This window comes from Vibrio xiamenensis (genome assembly GCF_900100015.1).
In the GTDB taxonomy this organism is placed as follows: Bacteria; Pseudomonadota; Gammaproteobacteria; order Enterobacterales; family Vibrionaceae; genus Vibrio; species Vibrio xiamenensis.
On sequence record NZ_FNDD01000003.1, the window covers coordinates 153,144 to 172,747 of the forward strand.

The 19,604-nt window shown below is 46.3% G+C and carries 15 protein-coding genes; 5 read left to right on the plus strand and 10 right to left on the minus strand.

The features are described from left to right. The first annotated feature begins 76 nt into the window (after positions 1 to 76). The 4 genes from BLS03_RS03870 to BLS03_RS03885 all read left to right on the plus strand — a co-directional run bounded on the left by BLS03_RS03870 (position 77) and on the right by BLS03_RS03885 (position 5,444). A complete protein-coding gene (locus tag BLS03_RS03870) occupies positions 77 to 1,960 on the plus strand; it encodes a methyl-accepting chemotaxis protein (RefSeq protein WP_093269943.1) in 1,884 nt (627 codons plus the stop codon). Between the two features lie 238 nt (positions 1,961 to 2,198). Next, complete coding sequence (locus tag BLS03_RS03875; RefSeq protein WP_093269946.1) at positions 2,199 to 2,933, plus strand: IclR family transcriptional regulator; 735 nt, start codon at positions 2,199 to 2,201, stop codon at positions 2,931 to 2,933. Between the two features lie 5 nt (positions 2,934 to 2,938). Continuing rightward, positions 2,939 to 3,781, plus strand: coding sequence for an arginase family protein (locus BLS03_RS03880; RefSeq protein ID WP_093269949.1), 843 nt, complete (start codon positions 2,939 to 2,941; stop codon positions 3,779 to 3,781). A gap of 736 nt (positions 3,782 to 4,517) precedes the next feature. After that, positions 4,518 to 5,444, plus strand: coding sequence for a hypothetical protein (locus tag BLS03_RS03885; protein WP_093269952.1), 927 nt, complete (start codon positions 4,518 to 4,520; stop codon positions 5,442 to 5,444). Between the two features lie 93 nt (positions 5,445 to 5,537). Here the strand turns inward: BLS03_RS03885 and BLS03_RS03890 are convergent, their stop codons facing one another. The 4 genes from BLS03_RS03890 to BLS03_RS03905 form a co-directional block, all read right to left on the minus strand. Beyond that, a complete protein-coding gene (locus BLS03_RS03890) occupies positions 5,538 to 6,368 on the minus strand; it encodes an HDOD domain-containing protein (RefSeq protein WP_093269955.1) in 831 nt (276 codons plus the stop codon). A gap of 206 nt (positions 6,369 to 6,574) precedes the next feature. Next, complete coding sequence (folE2, locus tag BLS03_RS03895) at positions 6,575 to 7,489, minus strand: GTP cyclohydrolase FolE2 (RefSeq protein WP_093269958.1); 915 nt, start codon at positions 7,487 to 7,489, stop codon at positions 6,575 to 6,577. A gap of 88 nt (positions 7,490 to 7,577) precedes the next feature. Continuing rightward, on the minus strand, positions 7,578 to 8,060 hold the full coding sequence (locus tag BLS03_RS03900; protein WP_093269963.1) for a Fur family transcriptional regulator: 483 nt from the start codon (positions 8,058 to 8,060) through the stop codon (positions 7,578 to 7,580). Positions 8,061 to 8,104: 44 nt separating this feature from the next. Further along, complete coding sequence (locus BLS03_RS03905; protein ID WP_176765511.1) at positions 8,105 to 8,824, minus strand: DUF1826 domain-containing protein; 720 nt, start codon at positions 8,822 to 8,824, stop codon at positions 8,105 to 8,107. A gap of 397 nt (positions 8,825 to 9,221) precedes the next feature. On the opposite strand from BLS03_RS03905, the gene BLS03_RS03910 reads away from it, so the two are divergent. Beyond that, positions 9,222 to 10,010, plus strand: a complete 789-nt coding sequence (locus BLS03_RS03910; RefSeq protein WP_093269969.1) for a phosphatase PAP2 family protein — start codon at positions 9,222 to 9,224, stop codon at positions 10,008 to 10,010. An 86-nt stretch (positions 10,011 to 10,096) separates the two neighbouring features. Here BLS03_RS03910 and BLS03_RS03915 read toward each other — a convergent pair whose 3' ends face one another. The 6 genes from BLS03_RS03915 to BLS03_RS03940 all read right to left on the minus strand — a co-directional run bounded on the left by BLS03_RS03915 (position 10,097) and on the right by BLS03_RS03940 (position 19,575). Further along, entirely contained in the window at positions 10,097 to 10,645 is a 549-nt protein-coding gene (locus BLS03_RS03915) for a GrpB family protein (protein ID WP_176765512.1), read from the minus strand. Positions 10,646 to 10,735: 90 nt separating this feature from the next. Further along, positions 10,736 to 11,902, minus strand: a complete 1,167-nt coding sequence (locus BLS03_RS03920; RefSeq protein ID WP_093269976.1) for an oligogalacturonate lyase family protein — start codon at positions 11,900 to 11,902, stop codon at positions 10,736 to 10,738. Between the two features lie 65 nt (positions 11,903 to 11,967). Beyond that, positions 11,968 to 13,734 carry a sodium:solute symporter family transporter gene (locus BLS03_RS03925; protein ID WP_093269979.1) on the minus strand — a complete coding sequence of 589 codons (1,767 nt, stop codon included), beginning with the start codon at positions 13,732 to 13,734 and terminating at the stop codon, positions 11,968 to 11,970. 227 nt (positions 13,735 to 13,961) lie between these two features. Beyond that, on the minus strand, positions 13,962 to 15,413 hold the full coding sequence (locus BLS03_RS03930) for a pectinesterase family protein (protein ID WP_093269982.1): 1,452 nt from the start codon (positions 15,411 to 15,413) through the stop codon (positions 13,962 to 13,964). Positions 15,414 to 15,598: 185 nt separating this feature from the next. Then, positions 15,599 to 17,251, minus strand: coding sequence for a pectate lyase family protein (locus tag BLS03_RS03935; protein WP_093269984.1), 1,653 nt, complete (start codon positions 17,249 to 17,251; stop codon positions 15,599 to 15,601). A gap of 92 nt (positions 17,252 to 17,343) precedes the next feature. Further along, entirely contained in the window at positions 17,344 to 19,575 is a 2,232-nt protein-coding gene (locus BLS03_RS03940; protein ID WP_093269987.1) for a right-handed parallel beta-helix repeat-containing protein, read from the minus strand. Positions 19,576 to 19,604: the final 29 nt, after the last annotated feature.

Sequence of the window (19,604 nt, forward strand, 5' to 3'; positions counted from 1 at the left end):
TATATAAATTACGTGGCGGCACTTAGGTTACGTAGACAATTAAAATAATTATCTAGGACTAGGGGGAAGGGTTGATATGTTGAAAAAACTCTCACTGAAAAACAAACTGGCGCTATCAGCCAGTGCTGCCATTATCATCGGCGGCATCTGTGTTAAAACTATGGCGTTTAGCGATTCGCTGAATCGAATGGAGCATGATGTTGCCCAAAGCTTAACCAGTTCACTGACATCTTATAACCAATATGTAGCGGATTGGCTTCACTCAAAAGAGCGAGCACTTGCTTCGCTGTCAAGCCAATCAAATCCAAGCGAAATTAAAACGTATCTCAACCAACTCAAACTGTCTGGCGCATTTGATAACGTATTCGTTGCATATCCCGATGGCAGCCAAGACAACGCAAATGGCGTGGTATTGCCGCCAAATAACAATGACCCGCGAAAGTGGGGCTGGTATATCAACGCCAGTGCCATGAATGGCGAGGTGTTTATGGATAACCCAACCGTCGCAGCGGCAACGGGGGCGAATGTGGTGTCACTAGGTAAATCGATGAAACTCCAAGGTGACTCAGTTGTGCTTGGTGCGGATGTTGAAATCACCGATATTGTCAGCACCATGACGAAAACCATTTTGCCTGGTCAAGGGTTTATGTTTATCGCTAATAAACAGGGCAATGTTTTCACTTACAGCGATGCCAAGTTACTAAATCAGCCGACAACCAAGTTGGATATAGCGTTTAGTGACATTCAGCAAGCCGCAAGCACAGGCGAAGAACTGCGTATTGAGCGCCAAGGCGTTGATACGGTATTGATGGCGAAAGCCATTTCGGGCACAGAGCTTATCAGCGTAGTTGCCATCAATTACGACTCATTGATAGCACCTTTATATGAAGGCTTATGGGGGCAGTTTTTGGCCACTGTGGTGGTGGTTGCGATTTGTATCCTGCTGTTCAGTGTACTGTGTAATATCCTATTCCGACCGCTAAATAATGTCGCTGCAGCATTGGATAAAATTGCCAATGGTGATGGTGATCTCACTCAACGTATTCGCGTAGAGAGTAATGATGAAGTTGGTCGTCTTGCTCTGAGTTTTAATACCTTTGTAGAAAGTCTACAAAAATTGATTTCACAGATTCGTGAGCAAGCACAAGAGCTGAACTCACAATCCGAGTTAAGTTCTGGCCAAGCTCAGCAGTCGGCACGTGACCTCAATGTGCAGCAGCAAGAGATTGCGATGGTCGCTACTGCCGTCACCGAAATGGCATCGGCGACCCAAGAAATTGCTTCCCATGCCGAACAAACGGCTCAGGCGTCGCAAGAGTCGGCGCAAAGTACTCGTAATGGTCACACTCTGGTGCTTAAAACCAAGCAGTCCATCCATAACTTGGAGAGCGAAGTTCAAGGCGCCAGCGCCGTCATTCAAGAGCTTGATAAGCATGCCCAAGAGATCTCTCATGTACTAGAAACCATTCAAGGGGTGGCGGAACAAACGAACTTGCTTGCCCTTAATGCGGCGATAGAAGCGGCGCGAGCCGGAGAACAAGGACGCGGATTTGCTGTGGTTGCCGATGAAGTGCGAGTTCTATCGCAGCGCACTCACGCATCGACTGAGGAGATCAAAGCCACGATTGATGTATTACAGACCATCACTCAAAAAGCGGTGACCTTTATGGAAAGTAGCTCAAGCCTTGCCTCAGGTTCAGTTGAGGATGCGGATCAAGCGACCCAAGCGCTGGATGAGATCAATCGCGCGGTGGCAGTGATCAGCGATATGGCAACTCAAATTGCGACCGCGGCAGAGGAGCAAAGCCATGTAACCGACGAAATCACGCAAAATGTCACGTCAATCAAGGATGTCTCTGATCAAATGGTTTCTGGCTCTCAGCAAGCGTTACAACAGTCTGAGTCATTGAAAAAGCAAGCCGGAGCGCTCAATCAGCAAGTGGCGGCGTTTACGGTGTAATTCAATCAGGTTGGTGAAAAAACGGAGCTTACTGCTCCGTTTTTTTTATGTTCAGAGATTCTATAAGCATGCGTTAGGTATAACGAAAGGTTTTTATTCATTCGCAATGCCGCGCCAATATTCAGTTAATTTTTATTGGTTCTCATATAGTGAGAAATTAATAAAATGAAATGCATTAAATTCTCTTTAAATGGGAATATGATTTGTTTTGAACACAGTCAGACGGTACAAATAATTTATGACGCAAGCGAATTCTAAATCGGGTTTTGTGAATGAAAAGCTGCTGCAACTGCTGATGCAAGTTGCAATCGCTGATGAACCTCTCAGTGCTAAGCAGCTCAGTGCCATGCTCGGTGTGCCATTAAGCAGCCTATATAGGCAGCTTAAGTTACTGAGAGAGTGGAATTTGATCGAAGAAAGTCCAATCGACAAAACCTTGATCATCGGTCCGGCAGCACTGCTTCTGATGCGCAGTTACGAAAGTAGCCAGCATGATTTGGAAGAGATTGATGCGGTGCTAAATCGCTTGCAGAAACAGACAGGTGAAATGGCTGCATACATGGTCCCCGTTGGGTATAGAGCCTTGTGTGTGAGCCGTAAAGAGAGCATGCAGGCACTCCGTTGCAGTTATGTCCAGGGTCAGAGCCAACCATTGTTACGGGGTGCCTCATCCACAGTTATGCTGGCGTATCTTCCGGAATCGCGCAGAGACAAAATTTTGCGCCATTTTGGCCAAGATCCCGCCAGCAAAGTGTGGTTAGAGAAGTTTGAACGGATTCGAGATCAAGGCTTTGCGATGAGCAGCTCTGAAATCGATCCGGGTGTGTCGGGGCTTAGCGCTCCGGTGATGAAAGGAACTAAGCTGGTGGGGGCGGTTTCGGTAATGGCACCGGCTGATCGCATCGATAGTCACCAGAATAAAATCATTTTGCATCTACAACAGGCAGCAAGGGCGCTGCCGCCAGAAAGGTAAAGACTATGCTAGGGCTATTTCGACGTAACACATACCACTCAGTGTCAACACTGACTCAGCGCATGGCGCTACTTACGCTATGTGAACGAATTCAGCCCTTGAGTCTACCTCAGTACGAACAGGCAGAGCAGAGTTTAGAGAGCTTTTATGATTGGCTGTTTGATCTCTCAAGTATCAAAGCGCCTGCGTATGCTGGTCACTATACTTTACTTAATAGTGATAAAACCCGCTTTTCTGAGCAGCTTGAACTGCTGTCGACTAGTCATCAATTACCTGTGATCGTGACCAACTGTCACGAGTCAATTCTGAGTGTGTTGAGTGGTTTCGTTGGCAGAAATCGTGATGTTGGCATTGTGAGTATCGGTCCATCTTTTCAGCTTAAAGCGACGTTAAATGTCGAACTGGGAAGCGCGTTTCACTTTGCTTTGTCTCGTTACAACGAATGTCGCTTGCTGTGCCTTGGTATTGATGACACCAATCAAGACAGTAAAACGTTCGAGTATGCGGAAGATCTTGGCTGTAACTGGCTACTGAACCAAGAATGCGATTTCCGTCATCGCCTGACAGTAAAGCAGAATGTTGCGACGTATCTGTCGCGTTGTGATGATGTGGTGGTGGACATCGACTTGGCGAGTTTATCGAAAGAACCACGTTGGGATGGTGAAAAATCCCTTGATGTCGATATGGTGCTGCGCATGGTTGGTCAATGCCTTGAGTCGAAAAAAGTTCGCGCCATCCAATTGACTGGTTTACGTGATAGCCATTGGTATTCACGCCATACCAAACATATTCTCCATGAATTGTGTCAGCGCTTTGCGCGCAGCGACAACGAATTTACCAAGTCCTAAGAATCAAAAAGCTGGCATCTCAGCCAGCTTATTTTCCCTAATGGGATTTACTATTGAGCTTTGTTGCTCGGAGTTTTATTCGATTCTTTCCAATATTGAATTCGAATTCGATGCAACTGAGCTTTTCTAGTTTTTTTCATAATGAATACCTCACTATTACAACGTCGTTCCCTAACAGAACGGCTTATTATTGTCTTGGCGTTTATAACAGCTAGTTTATTTTTCGATTGATACAACAAGTTCAATCTACCTATGGCTCGAACCGCGAGCGAGGATCCTGATCACGATATGATGCAGGTTTATGTATCGGTTTTAAGCCTGATAACGATCATTATCTCAACTTGACTTAAAACTCAATCATTTCAGTATAGACCAGTTTTTTCCAATATAGTTCATAAACAATATCTTAATACGCATATTTAAGACGATGATCCAAAAAGACTCGGATCTGACTATTGACAGCTGATCCTAAATCTTCATGTTTCTTCACTCTAACGATGAATTGTGAAACTAATACGACAAATTTCGCAGCGAAATACTGAATAGCCGGGGATAAGTGTGTTGGCATCATGCTATGCGTCCCACCAACTAGCAAATTAGTTAACTATTTACACTGGGTGTAAAAAAGTACCAAACAAGGACGACTCGCGGCTATTGGCTTGAGATGAGAACGGTATTCGATAAAATTCCATGCTTCTATTGATTATGTTTAATTTGAAAATAACAAGGAGCGTTTATGGACGTTATTGTGGGTAGCACCAACACCGATGGTACCGGTTCTTCTGTGAATCTTAGCGAGGACAACGGCTATTTGGTGGATGTTCCAAACGTCGATAGCGACGATTATTATTATGAGTTTTCTCTGGATAATGGCCTATATATCTCGAGAGATCTTATCCTGAGCGGTGGGTACGACTACACCTTAGTCAGCAATACCTCTATATGGAATACCACCGGGCTCAAAGAGGTTGAAATCATCGATAATGATTCGTGGCTTCTACGTGTTTACGATTTTGTGGATGTGAATGTGGAAGGCGGTGCGATGAATCTTTCGATTATTGACGCTAAGCGCGGCGTGATCGACACCAGCAGCGATACTGCAGGCGGTGGCAGCATCATCACAATCAACCCGTACAGTAACGGGGATAGTTGGAGCAATTTGTTTGAAGTGACCACAGGAAGCGGGCGAGATAAGGTCTATTTCGGCGAAAGTACTGTCTTTTTCGATACCAGTGGTGAAACCGATCCAACCAGCCGTTGGACGGAATTTGAAGTCGATTTGGGCGACGGTGACGACTATTTCTATTACAACCTCAACAAAGAAGCTTCGAGCGATCAAACGCGTTATGTCGACGGCGGAGACGGTTACGATCGGCTGTATATTTACCAAGAAAGTGATGTGTTGCAGTTTGAGAATTTTGAATACATCAGTGGCGTAAGTGTCACGTTAGATGCGTGGTTGCTTGAACACAATGGCTCAGCAGAAGAAGGTTTAACGGTCTATACCAATGAGGTTTATCTTTCTGATGAAGTGGACAGCGTGTCGATTGTGGAAGGTGAAACCGACAGTTCACTCGATACTGTGACGGTCAACATTGGCGATGATAGCTACATCTTATTAATGGATTCGGACGACCTTGTCTTTGATGGTGAGTACGTATAGTTTTACGCAGCGTTACATCTGAAATCGCTAAATCAATGAATAAAAAAGCTGGCCTACGCCAGCGTTTTTATTGGAGCTCGTGCAAGCATATCACTAAGCCGCGAGCATCTGTTTGGCCAGTTCTCGTCCATGCCCTCGATGCGCATCTATGGTCTGCGCAAAGGTTGCCGAAACGCTCAGCAAGCGAGAATCTGCATGTTCAGCCAGATAGAGCGCTTTATCTTTGTCTGTGGCGAAATCATCCCATTTACTATGGATATCTTTAGCAAAATGCAAGATTGCGGCTAATTTTGGCGAGATATCGGCATCTCGTGGATCGGGGTAATGTTCGATAGCATCGACCATTTCGTCTGGAAACTTCCAGCTTTTGGCTAATATCGCCCCCAAGGTCGCGCCGCAGACATCGAGAACGTCTTCTTGCGCCGAAATAATATCTTGTCCACCAAGCACTTTACTGTTGATGATCAGTGCTTTTTCCGGCTCTAATGTATGAATCATTAACTCGCCAATATTATGCAGCACGCCAGTGGTAAACACTTCATCAACATCCATTTTGACCGCGCGAGCGATTTGGCTTGAAATGACTGAAATCTCAAATGTGTCACTCCAATACTGCTCCATATCCAAAGTTTCAATATTCGGAAAAGCGCTGGAAAGCACCGAGGCAACAACTAAGGTTTTTACTGGACCAGATCCGACACGAATCAATGCTTCGTTGACCGAAGTGACGGTTTTATTACCCCCAAAATGGGCGGAGTTTGCCATGCGTAGCAGGCGCGCGCTTAATACTTGATCCATAGAAAGTTTTTGCGCCAGGAGTTTAAAATCCACTTCGTCTTGATTGACCAACTCGAGAAGCTCTTGCAATATTTTTTGAATTCTAGGTAATTCGTTAAGGCGAGAAATTAACGGCGCATGATTCATTATTATTCTCCTTATTATACGGGTACCTATTCACTATAGATGAGGTTAAATTATTCATGCAAAAGTTTGATCTCAGACTTTACGCTAACAAGGGAAGTGGGATTGATAAATGTGTTGGTGTGAAAAGCGACTGCCTAGCAAAAGAGCTAGGCAGTCGATCATTGTGGGTAGTGTGAAGAATTTTACGATTTAGCCATCAAGGTCATTCAGCCATCAAAACCATATTGATCAAACGCTACAGCGTTATGTGCGTGCAAACTTTCTTGATGATCCACTTTAAAGCGATAGCCAATAAGCCCGCTAAATTCATTTAGTGCGTTCTTAAGCCGTCTTGCGGCATCTTCACAAAACAGCAAGTTCTCTGCGTTTAGCTTGGCGAAGGCTTGTTCGTCTTCGCGTTTGACGGCAGTTTGTACTGGCGTACCGATAGCGGCTTCAAAATATTCAATCAATTCGCGAAGATCTGGGCAGACAATACCATTCCAACGCAGTTGTAGGTTGGCAAAAGAACGCTGACTATGAGGCGTTGCGATTGATCCTTGCGCGGATTCGATCCACTTGAGTAAGGTCTCTTTATCAATCGCATCTTGATCAAATTGCTGGTCGATCGCTTGAGCGAGCAACTGCTGAGAGAGTGACGCCGAACATGGGCAAGTACTCGAATAAGGAATGGTTATCTCAACATCGCTAAAGCTGGCGTTTGGTGTTTGTGTGAAGGTTAGTGCGACATGATAGGCTTGATAACCTGCTTGTTGGCTGAGTAGTGATGTTTTTCTCAGCGTAAGATCAAAGCTAAGTTTGAGCTGCGCGCTTTGGCTGATGCCATGTTGGGTTTTGATTCCCGTGTCTAAAAGATCCGTTATCTGCCCTGCGCTCAAGTGGGAGTGGGCAAGTTGTTGATACAGCAATCGGTATAAGCGTGACATATGAATGCCTTTGGCGTCGGCTTTATCCAAACTTACATAGATATCGGCTTTGGCGGCAACTTGAGTTGAATCAACGGCACTAATGGCAACAAAAAAAGGCACGGCGATATCAGACATGCCTACCCACTGTAGGGTGCTCGGGTTACGAGCTTTGTCCGCCATTGTGATATCGGGCAACGAGTGTGATTGGTTCATAGCGTGTATAACATTACTTATTGGTCAGTGTAAAAGCTTTGCGGGGTCGCTCAGCCTTGAAAGATGCAGCGCTTCGGCGGCGCTGCGATTAGTGTTTGGTATGTGTGGTTTGCTCACGACTGCGACAGCGTTTGCACAGACATTCTAATTCTATCTGTGGCGCGATAACTTGAAAGTCGTCATCTTTTATCTCGCTCTTAAGCGATTCAATCACCGATCGGCTGACATGTTGTTCTTTGATTTGATGGCACTGTTTGCAGATCAGAAATACCACGCCGCTATTGGTTCCGTCATCGTCAAGTAGGTGAGTGCACAGAGCAAATTTGTTGATTGAATGCAGCCGATGAGCAATGTGAATGCGCTGAAAAAAATCCAGAATTCGGTATACGGAAACTGCAGGAATTGATTCACCAAACTGTTGCTGACAGAAATCGACTAACTCGTAAGCCGATAAGGCGCGTTTAGAGTGTAATAAACTCAGCAAAATGGTTTGACGTTTTGGTGTTAGCGTCGAGCCATGTTGGATACACAAGCGCTTCGCTTGTGCGATTGTCCGTTCGATATTCGTCATGAAAACACCCTTAATCGCAATAGTGGGGAAGGTGAAACGACACTTTAGTCGGCAATGACATCCAGTGAGAGAAACAGACGCCGAGTGTGGTTTTTCGGCGTAGGCGACCGATGGACAACGGCATGCTCCTCATTACCTTCCCAGAGGCTGCCTTTGAGTAACACCACGTCTGCACGCCGAGCCGAATTAATCTGTTCAGCGTGATGGAAAAGCCCGGCTTCGATGTCAGTGATATTGGCGTCTCGTGCTCCAAGCTTTGTGCGGTCAACGTCTGAATCATTCAGCCATTCGGTTCCAAAGCCGCTATAGGCTGTGACTAATCGACAGCCAACGCGGTCGACATGAAAACGAGGGCACATCGCTTGATCCATGGTTGCTAATCGAAGTCCGACTGTTTGGCACTCAAACAGTACCGTGAACATATCGACAAGTTGTGCAATATCGGCGCTAAGCATTGCGCCGCATTGGTATTGTGCAAGTTTTTCACCCAGCACTTGTTGCGCCTCTTCGGCGCTCACTTGAGCGGCAATTTGCAATTGCATACCTTGGCTTAAATCAGCGTCAATTTGCTTGGATAGGGTGTCTTGCAGGGCTCGCTGCCATACCACAATGTTGTGCTGAGGCTCGAAAATACCAGTGAGTATCAGCGGTGAATCTGCAATGGCAGAGCGACAGTTGGACGTTTCAGCATGGTCGACTGATGCCACTTGCGCTGTTGTCGTCGCGTTCTGGTCTTCACTGCTATTGACTTGAGTCCGCTGCATTCTATGTTCCATGGATTCGCCGTTGAAAAAACTTATTTATAAAATGTTATAACATAACAAAATGGGTTGCATCAAATAGATCGATAGATTTGCAAATTGGCGAGAAAAAGGCAGTTTTGGTGCAAATGAGGAGTGGAGTGGGGTGGACGCGTAGAAAATCGACAACGGCAGTGTCGGGCATAAACACACCGTTATCACGCGCGTTCAGCGAGTATCTGTTTGCATCTCTCTCATGCCTATGGCGCAGGTTAGGACGCTTTTCTCTTGGCTTAACGCTGAGGGTTTGATGGTGCATCTCTTGACATTTTACCGAACGGACATCTGTTATCTTTCATCAAATTGACCTGCTGTTGATGAAATTATTGGTCTATCTCCTCTACTATTTAGTTCATGGTTAATGATCAAAATAGGTGTTGAGAATATGGACAAGAAGGAAATCCAGCACACAATTGCGGATATAAGTTTATTAGCTGCGATGACCGCTCTGGTGACCCCTTTCGTTCTGAGCACCTCGTCCAGTGACTTATATCGGCCGGTGAGTGATTCGTCTGGGCAAGTCATGGCGATCATTTCTGATTCTGCTGCTTATCCTGGCGGCTGGATAACCTTTACTTTGCTAAGCATGGTTGCGTTGTTTCGCAATAATCTTCCTAGTCAGGTTCTGCTTAAACGTATTGCCTTATACGCGCTGATTTTTTTGATAGGTTTCTTGGGCAAAAATGCCATTAAGCAATTAACTGAATCCCCCAGGCCTTACACTGAAGTTATGACCCAAGAGTTGTTGCTGCCAAACCCGATGCATTTCTACAAATTAGATAAACGTCAGCAGCAGGAATTAATTGAGCGAATCGATGGCAAAATCAGTCACTGGCGCACGGATTTCTGGCAGGATGAAAAGAACTTTGCATTCCCATCTGGGCATACCGTATTTGCTGCCACTTGTTTGCTGTTTTTTGGTGGCATATTCATTCGCCAGCAACGTTTTTTACTGGCAAGTTCGTTGGTAATTTGGGCTTCGCTGGTGGCCTATAGCCGCGTATGGCTTGGCATGCATCGCCCAGCAGATTTGTTTGGCGGCATCGTTTTTGTTGCCATTTTGGCACTGTTTTTACCCCTGCTCAGCAAAAAAGCTTTTGAGTGGCTTCCTGTTCAATACCGTCGTCATTGGTTTAAGTTATCTCTCTAACCGTTATTTCTGGATAGCGGTTATCTCACCAAGGGTTCACGATGTAATCTAGTTGCTCGACTAGATGTATTCCCACCGATTCTCTCTCACACCTTCTCATTCCAAACCAATGCCAATTGTTGATGAGTTTGGATAAAGTCATTTTTCAATTCGCAATAGCGCGTGATGTCATTGTTGCAGCGTTTCGCCGCTTCGCGTTTTAGCTCGCCGTAAGTTGCGGCAATGTCAGGAAAAGCTCGTAAATAATCACGAAATGCCAAATGACGCTGCGCTCCGAACGACCCCGCCAAAAACGCGTGAATTTGATGGCTACGTAAATTCCCGCCCTTGTGAAAATATCGTCGGCCTGCTATTCCACATTCACCTAATGCGACATAACCCAGTGTTGCGAGCTTTGGCGTTTCCCTGTCCAGGACTTCTAAGCTCTCGACTTCAAGCAAAATATCGATAACGGGTTTGGCGCACAATCCCGCAACCGACGTACTGCCGATATGATGAATGGCAACGAGATTGGTCGTGCTCAATGCCAACTGCAGTGAACTGTGTTCTTGCTGATAACGTTCGAACCAAACTAATTGGTAATCCATAACCTCGATAATTCGCTGAGTTGGTTGGGGTGGTGTAGATGTCGGCATCTCGATTGACCTTTTAATAAAGTGCGATAGTACACATAAAAAAAATCCCCCGCATTAGCGAGGGATTATCTTTAACGTCGAAGCGAGGAATTACGCTTTGAACTGAGCAGGAAGGTCTGCAATATAAACCGCAGGTACGCCTTCGAAATCACTGGTAAATAGCACGCCGTCATCACCTGGTGTGAATGATGGGTGTGGGTGAGTGATTTGACGGTCGCCGTCAAGTACGTCCCAAGAAGTGCTGTGTTTACACAGTTTCTGCGCCGTTTTCGCTTTGGTGTTCAGTACGTACAAGAATGGGTCATTCTCGATGTCGTAGCTTTCTGCGTCTGCAACGTCAACCGGAGCATCACAGCCATCACCAACCATTAGCGTGCCATCAAAGTTACTCATTAGGTGAGAACATGGTGGCATAACCATCACTTCTTCGTTTTCTAGTGTCTCTGGGTTCGCTTTGTAGATTACTCGATCCGATTGACCTTTGAAGTAAGAAACGTAAGCCATTGCACTACCATCTGGAATCCAGAATTCGTGAGTACAAGATTCGCCTTCTGCGTGTTCTTTGATCTTACGAACATTGCTGCCGTCTTCGTTCACTAGCCACATACGCGCGTCAACGAGGTCGTGAGGACCCTCGTGACAGAAGCCCACAGTGCTGTCATCAAACGGACGGTAGATTGGGTGACCAAGCCATGCTTTGTCTTGGTGAACCACTTCTAGATCGCCAGTTGCGATGTCAACTTTGATTAGGCGACAAGTTGGGTTGGTGTGGTAGAACTCCGCAAATTTTTCCCAAGAAGTCAGTGGCGCCCAATCCGCTTTAAGGATTTCGATGCCCACAAGCTTGGTGCAGTCTGAGTTAGCAACCCAAGTACCGTAGCCTTTCCATTCTGCATCAACGGTGTAAACCACGCGCTCTTCAAGAGACTCAAGGTCAACTTGCATTAGGTTCAGCTCGTTTTTCACGTAGAAGAACGATTTGTCGTCAGTTGCGATGAAACCACCAAAGGTGTTGTCGCCAGCGCCTTCAGTAAGCTGAGTCGCTTTTTGAGTGTTCAGGTCAACAAGGTAGTAGTTGCGGTTACCGTCAAAGTCGCCCGCAAGTAGGAGCTTTTGTCCATCCTGAGTAAAGCATTTTTGGTAAAAGTAGTTACGGTGACAAATCACATCTTTTGGTGTGATTCGAGTCACTTTCACTTGTGTATCGCTATCAACAAAAGTTTCAAACTCTAGGTTGATAATATCGCCTTTCGCCATGGAAAATCTCCTGTAAATAAAACAAGGCTGCTAACGGGGGTTAGCAGCCTATTCATGAATCAAGTTTATCGAACTGTCGCTGTTTTACTGCTGATCTCACCGATATTGGCACTGCGCTTCAACGCGTAACCAACCAGGAAGACGGCGGCGGCACAGCCAAAGAATACTAAGCGTCCCCACATTGGGTTTGGAATCAGTACCATCAAGCACAGACCCGCAGCCATGTAAATTACTAGCGTACCCAGTTTCGCACGTTGCATACGGTCAACGATGTCTTGGCCTTCTGCAGCAACAACATCAGTATTAAGATCTTTAAAGAACTCATCTGATTGTACTTTGTTGCTATCTGCTTGCTCTTTGTAGAACAGAGTGGTCAAGCAGTAGAAACCAGCGGTTAGGAATAGGTGCGCTGCGATAGTGATCATGGTTTTCATCTCGCCCGCTTCGCGTGCAGTGATGTTTTCCATACCAAACCAGTTAGCAACGGTTTGTGGAGTGAATACAGTAACCACTAGGTAAGAAACGAACATACCGAATACAACCGTCGCCCATGGTGCCCATTTTGGCGTCTTACGGATAAGTACGCCTAGGAATAGTGGCACTAGGATTGGTGATTGAAGTAGTGTTGCTACTTGCATCATCAAATCAAACAAGCTTAGGTGCTTCAGTGAGTTGAAGAACTGAGCCATCAGGATAACTAGGATACCGTTAACAAGACATGCGATTTGACCAGCGCGTAGCTGCTCTTTATCAGTTGCTTGACCTTTACGCATGATAGGTGCGTAGAAACTACGTACGAAGATACCTGAGTTACGGTTAAGTGCTGAGTCCATAGAAGACATGGTTGCAGCAAATAGACCAGCCATTAGTAGACCAACAGTACCTGTCGGCATGGTCTCACGAGCAAATACTAGGTAAACCGCGTCACGTGCTTTTGCGCCAAGTGCAGGGTATGCAGAAGCCGCGTCTGGGTACATGATTGCCGAAGCCCATGGTGGGATGAACCAAATGATTGCACCAACAACCATCATACCAAGAGCAAGTAGCGCAGCTTTTGATGCGTTGTTTGAGTCTTTTGCGTTAAGGAAACGGTAAGACTCCTGCATGTTGTTGATACTTTGTAGTTGCTTCACGATGAAGAACACAAAAGAACCGACAAGCAGCAGTGGGTAGTTCATGTCTGGGCCAGTAACGAAGCCGCCAGGGAACTTGTTGACGATTTCAGCTGGGCCGCCAACGAAGTACAGAGCAACTGCCGCACACGCTACAGAAATAACCGCAACCACAAGCGTCTGAATAAAGTCAGATGCAACTACGCCCCATGCACCACTCAATAGAGAGATGATAAGTACCGCAGCACCGGTTACGTAAATCGTGGTGATGATGTCAGCGTTAAATACAGCAGACGCAAATACGCCCAGACCGTTTAGCCAAACACCCGCGTTGATCACACTTAGTGGGATGATTACCCATGTGAAGAACTGCTCGTTACCATTGCCGTAACGGCGTTTAACCGCTTCGGTTGGTGTATCTACACGCATGTTGCGGAAACGGCGTGCAAAGAAGAAGTAGGCGAATACATACGCCACCATGTTACCAACGAATACCGCAAGAACTGCGAAACCGTCGTTAAATGCTTTACCAGCTGCACCGGTGAAGGTCCAAGCGGAAAACTGAGTCATAAAGGCAGTCGCCCCGACCATCCACCAGAGCATCTTACCGCCCCCGCGGAAGTAGTCACTGGTACTATTGCTAGCCATCTTCTTAAATATCAGACTGATCGCCACCATAAGGGCGAAATAGCCTGCAATGACAAGGTAATCATATTGCATAACGTCATCTCATAACTTAACTAAATTCGTTCGGCGTATTTTCTACGAAAAAATTAAAAACTTATGTGATTAATATCAAAACAGTGGTTCACTTTTGCCTGCCATTCTATAAATGTGACCACTCTCTCGTTCCTGATACGCGAAACAAGTTGGAATTTTTAAAGTATAGTGGTTGCATATTCTCGGCAGGCCTTTATTCACCGAGTCTCATAGACAATAAAGCTTAACTAGGCAAGTTCTCTTAAAGCGTGGAATGTTTGATGATGGGCTTGTAACCAAGCCGATTTTGAGATAACAGGCGGGGTTGAATGCAGCAAGATGTTATCTACTTGACCGCCAAGTAACTGCTGAGTCAGCACTTCGGTGACTAAGCTCAATTCAATACTGGAACCCAGCTGTGGTTGGTGAGCAACGAATGTGTGGACGGTTAACTCTTGGCTGCGATCATAAGCTTCAATGATCAGTGGCAGCGTCAGTCCGGATAGCGAAGCGGCGATCTTACCTTTCTCGTCACTGCAAAAGTAAGCGCGATTACCGACTCTATCCAGCACAGTGAACTGAATTGGAAAGCGCATTAATGGCTGGTGGACATGTAAAGTAATATTCAAGTCTTGAGCGATAGATAAGTTTGGCTGCCAATCCGAAAATATTTTCGCAAGTGTGTATTCACTTACCTCTTTCGCGCTGATTTGGTATGGCTCATCAACCAAACGCTGGGTGTTATGCTGCTGATTGTTGGCTTCGATAAATCGTGACTCGTGCGGGTAAAACCATTGCGGGTTACCGTCAATATCGCGGCCAGACATTTTGTCCCACTTGGCAATATGTGAGTCAAACTCACAGTCGATGTAAGCGCAGTGGCCAATCGTATTTGGATCGGCGTAAAAACCATCGTCAAATTGAGTGGTTGGGTGCCAAGGTCTGCCGAGCGCATAACTGTTGGCTGGCACATTCGCTTCTTTAGTTAAGCGGCAGTGCTGAAACACCAAGCCAAATTTCTGGGTGATCGCCGTGCAAGGCGCGGCAACATAACCCATAGGCTCAGCGCTGGTTGTGCCGATGCGATGGCGAGCAATGATGTCACAATCCCAAAACAGCGCGGTGCCGCCGCCAAAAATAAAATCCACCGTGCCCATGATGGTGCACTGCTCAAAGTAGCTGCGACCTGCACTGACGTACAAAGTATCGTGATAACTGTCTAGCGTGACGTGCTTGAATTGTGCTTTGTCGCCATGTTCGCCGATCAAAAGTGCCACCGCTTGAGTGTGAGTCAGTTTGCTTGGATCATCGGCGGGTTTGGCAAAATTCGCTTCATAATCAAAAGCGTTTTTAATCGTCAATGAGGTGGCGGAGAATCCGCAGGCATCGATATTGACGGTTCGGCTGCCGTAAGTGCCAGGAATTTTGCCATCATGACGCAACATGCCGTTGGCACAACTGCCAACAATGATGGTGTTTTGTTGCTGTTCGCCGATCAAATGGACATTTGGGCGAGTAATGTTAAGACGTTCTGAATAAATGCCACTGCGCAGGTAAATAACATAATTACTGTCGTCATCTGGCGCAGCGCTTAATGCCTCACCTATGGTTAAAAAATCGCCGTCACCTTGAGAGTCGACGACCACATCATAAAGTGCCCATTCGGCAGGTGATTGGGCAAAATGTTTTTGATAAGGCATTAAGTTATCTAACAATAATAATGAACCGTTGTTTTATTTTAATGTTTTTGGTTTATAAAACCGTGACGTGCGAGGACTTTATCGACAGTGAATGCTGAGAAAGTGTCGCAAAAACAAAAAGAGCCTCAAAAGAGGCTCTTTCCTATTGTGGGCTGACGTGTTTTGTTACCACGTTTTGGTGCAATTTACTGGGTTAACTTACCCGCGCCTGAGTTGTCGATAACTTGTTTTTCTAGGTTATCGGTTGGTTTCAGCAAGTAGCTGTATGTTTTGTTTGGAATCCAGTAGCTGGCGTTTGAGTTAGGATCCAAAATTTCTAACTTAGCATTACTTTTGCTTTTTTCGGCTTTTTTCGTGGCGACATCAATTAAGTTCACCGCTTTGCCATTGAGCACCATATTTTGCGCATAGTAGTAAGAGCCACATTGCGCTTCGCTCCAGCCTTGCTTGATGCATTTGTTTTTATTGCTTTGCTTTGAGCTAAAACCAATCATTTTATTGATGATGTCTTTCTCTTTACCCGGTACGTTAAACACGTTGTTCTCAGCAAAGATTTTACCAGCTGTGCCTACCATCATTGCATCGCCCAAACGGTATTTTGGATATGGCGATTTGCGGTAGTCGACGTTATACACGTTGTTGTAAACGTGGACGCGGCCAAAGCGGACTCGCGGCATTCGTTGACCTGTGGTGTCGTAAAAATTGTCGTGCATGGTGACATCCAGTGCACTCGGGCCATAACCGGTCAATTTATTGGCTGAGTCCGAACCGCCAATCAAGCCAACTTTGTCGTGATGTTTGAACTGGTTGTGGGAAATGGTGACTTTGGTTGATGCGCCAACCACATCAAGTAGGGCATCGTGGTGCTGAACTTTTTGGGTTTTTTCGTTGTATGGCGCTTGCCAAACCGGCGGGAATTTATCGTCGGTGCGGTCACCATCGCTAAAGCTGTTGTGATCAATCCAAACTTGGCTCGCGTTTTCCACTGTGATGTTGTCGTATTCCGAATTCCAACGTCCACCACGAATCTTACATCCGGTCGGATTGGTTTTATCGTCGACATACACATCGCTGCAGTTGCCTTGGCCGAACTCTTTTTTGTCGACTTTAAATGAGTCTCGTGGCCCCCAACCTGGGAAGTCATCAAACGCGTCAGTGAAGTGAATATTGCGGATCACGATATTTTCGGCTTTGAAGTTGTATGGCTTCTCTTTATTAGCTTCGCGATCAAAGCGCAGTTGGCCTAAACGTAATTGACCATGTTTGATTTCTGCGTCAGCGCCAAGGCCAATAATTGACGTGTTTGAACCTACGCGCAGCACAATGTGTTGACTCTGTTTTTTACTAAAACATTGGCGCAGCGATTCCAACTCGCCGCTGAGTTCTGGTGGTCGGCCATTAACCAAAGATTGTTTATTCCACTCATGTGGCAGATAGGTTTTTAGGTATTGGTCGAAAAATACATCGTAGGAGTTAAATTTATTTGAGCACATCGCCATGTAGTGCTCAGGCTTGATCGCGTTGCCATTTTCATCGGCGTTAAGATCAATACTGCCTTTCACATAAATGATTTTTTTTTGATGAGAAGGTTCTACCCACGCGCCATCGGCGGTTATCGCAGGTTTGCCATCGTATAAAGCATCCAGCAGTTGCTGGCGGTTAGTGACGGTATAAACGCGCTCGGCAGGCGCGCCGCATCCGCCCGTTGCACCTTCGGCCCAGCCAGTTGCGCCAAGGGAAGAAGGGTTAGAGTCTGTGGCTTTGGAACAGCTATTGTCAGCGGCCATGGCTGGGAAGGCCATCACCAATGGCAGCGTCAGCAGAGGAAATGTTTTCATAAATAGGCACCTAATGTGTTGTTATTATTCAATCATCATGGAGCAAAAAAATAAGGCTTAGCCAATGTTGCGCTAAGCCTTAAATATCAAGATTACTTGGTGGTCAGTGCTTTGAGTTGTTGCACTTCACTTTGACCTGGTACGGTTTCAGTGGAAGAGATTTTCGCCGCTTGTTTTAGTTTCAATAAGTTAGCTGAATCAACCGCTTGGCCTTTGTCGTTCACGGTTTTGCCGTTTTCAACCAAGTAGTTGTCTTGGGCGGTATCGGCATTCACTACATCGCTGTACTGGCTTGGTACATAGAAGCGGTATGAGCGGTTACCTGTAAACGTACCTTGTTTCACTTTTTCAGTGTAAGGGCTCTTACGCAGTAAGAAGTTGAAACGAGTGTTGTCGATAGAGACGTTATTCTCTAGCACCAAAGCGCCTGGGTTGAAGTTATCGGTAAAGCCATCCATGTTGTTTTGGAACGCGAGGTTGTTCTTAACAATATGAGCAACCGGTAGGCCTTCGCCGCCGAGTTTAAAGCCGTTACCGCGAGTACCGCCTTTCTCATGAACGGTCAAGGTTTGGCCGTTTTTGTACGAGATCGAATCTAAAATGGTTACCGCACCGTTAGCGCCGTCTTCCACTTTGTTAAACAGATCCCAGCCGTCATCGATGTTGTGGTGAGAAACACAATGAATGAAGGTGTTGCCATCGCCAACTCGCATCTTGGCGGCAAAGCCGTCAGCGTTAATTTGCGAATCATCCATATTGTTGTAGCTTTCGCTGTTTTCTACCACGTTGTAGCTTGCCCACAATGCGCGGCCAATGCCGGCATTTGAGGTAATTTGGAAACCGGTGTCGGGCGCATCGTGAGTGAGCATGCTATCGAAGTGGTTGTGACTGCCGTGAACAATATAACGTGCGCCGTCCACCTCGATGTTTTCAACATTCCAGTAGCTCGCTTCGTGCATCACATCGCCAGTAAAACGCACGCCATCTTTGGCGATCAGGTTTTTGGCTTGCTCTGGTGTGCCGCTGGCGCTAACCGGTAGAGTGATACCGCTGTAAGTGCCTGGTTCAAGCGTGATGGTGCCGCCAGGTGCAACCAGCTCAACCGCTTGAGCTAAAGTCATACGACCATTGCTGCCGGTTGGGTTGACCACAATGTTCATTGGATCTTTGAGCGAAACTTTAGTGACGGTTTGAGAATAGGATTTTGGCGTTAAATCTGGGCCTTCGGCGGGCGTGTAAGTTACATCAAATTGCTGTTGATTGGCTTTGAGTGTGGTGTCAAAGCTAAACATTTCGCCAGCGCTGACCGCCGCGCCATCGAGCAGTTTGGTACCATTTTGGCTGACGCTGTAAGTGCCAGAATAGTTAGCGCGAGATTGCAATGTGTAATTGGCAATCGCAGATTTGTCTGGCGATGCTTGCTGCAGCACAACGTCATCTAAGGTCGCTTTATATAGAGGCGCATCTTCGGTGTTGGCTTTGGTGAGCGAAATTTGCACATCGCTAACGGTGATTTTGGCGTTACGTGAAGCAAAGAAGCCTACGTATTGGTAGTTCGGATCTTGAACTTCGACGATATTCGCGTGAGCCCCTTTTAGCTCTTCGGTTTGCTGCTGTTCACCGTTGTCGTAAGACACGATGTAGCCGGTATCGGTGCGAGTCAAAGACATTTTGTACGGTTTGTCACTGCCAAACGGTACGCCTTTAACAAACTCATCGCGACTCATGCGGTTACCGCCGGTTCCCCAAGGTTCGTAAATCCCTTCGCGGAAGTTCGCGTTGACATTCACAAGGCCATTGGTGGCTTTTTTATTGGCGCGCAGCACGTTCATCACCATGTTGGATGCAGAAGGGAACTCTTCAAGGCCTTCTGGCTGCGGATTCAAGCGTGGTTCACCGATAATGTCACGCACCATAATGCCAGCGCCTTCTTGACGGTTCGGTTTGGAACCGGTTTCAGGACCAAGCTGATCAAGGGTAACGGTGGCCGAAATGGTGAAATTCACATCGGTTGGTAATTTGGTGTAGTAGAAAGTCACCCCTTCATGGGAGTTGGCTAACTTGCCGCCGCGGCTTTCAACCGTAAAGGTTTTTGCCAATGGGCCTGGTGTGGCAGGTTGACCGTTGACTAACACTTCGTTAGTGCCGATTTTGTTCGGCAAAATGGTGGAGCCAAAATTGAGGTCAGTGGATTGACCAAAAGTGATCGCTTGCCAAGTTAAATCGCTGGCATCAAGCGAAGAAGAAGCCGTGGTTGACGTATTTGTACATGCAGAAAGCATTAGAGCAGAAGAAATGCACAATGCAATGTTGGTTTTTTTCATTATATTGATCCTCGAATAGGCCTATTAGG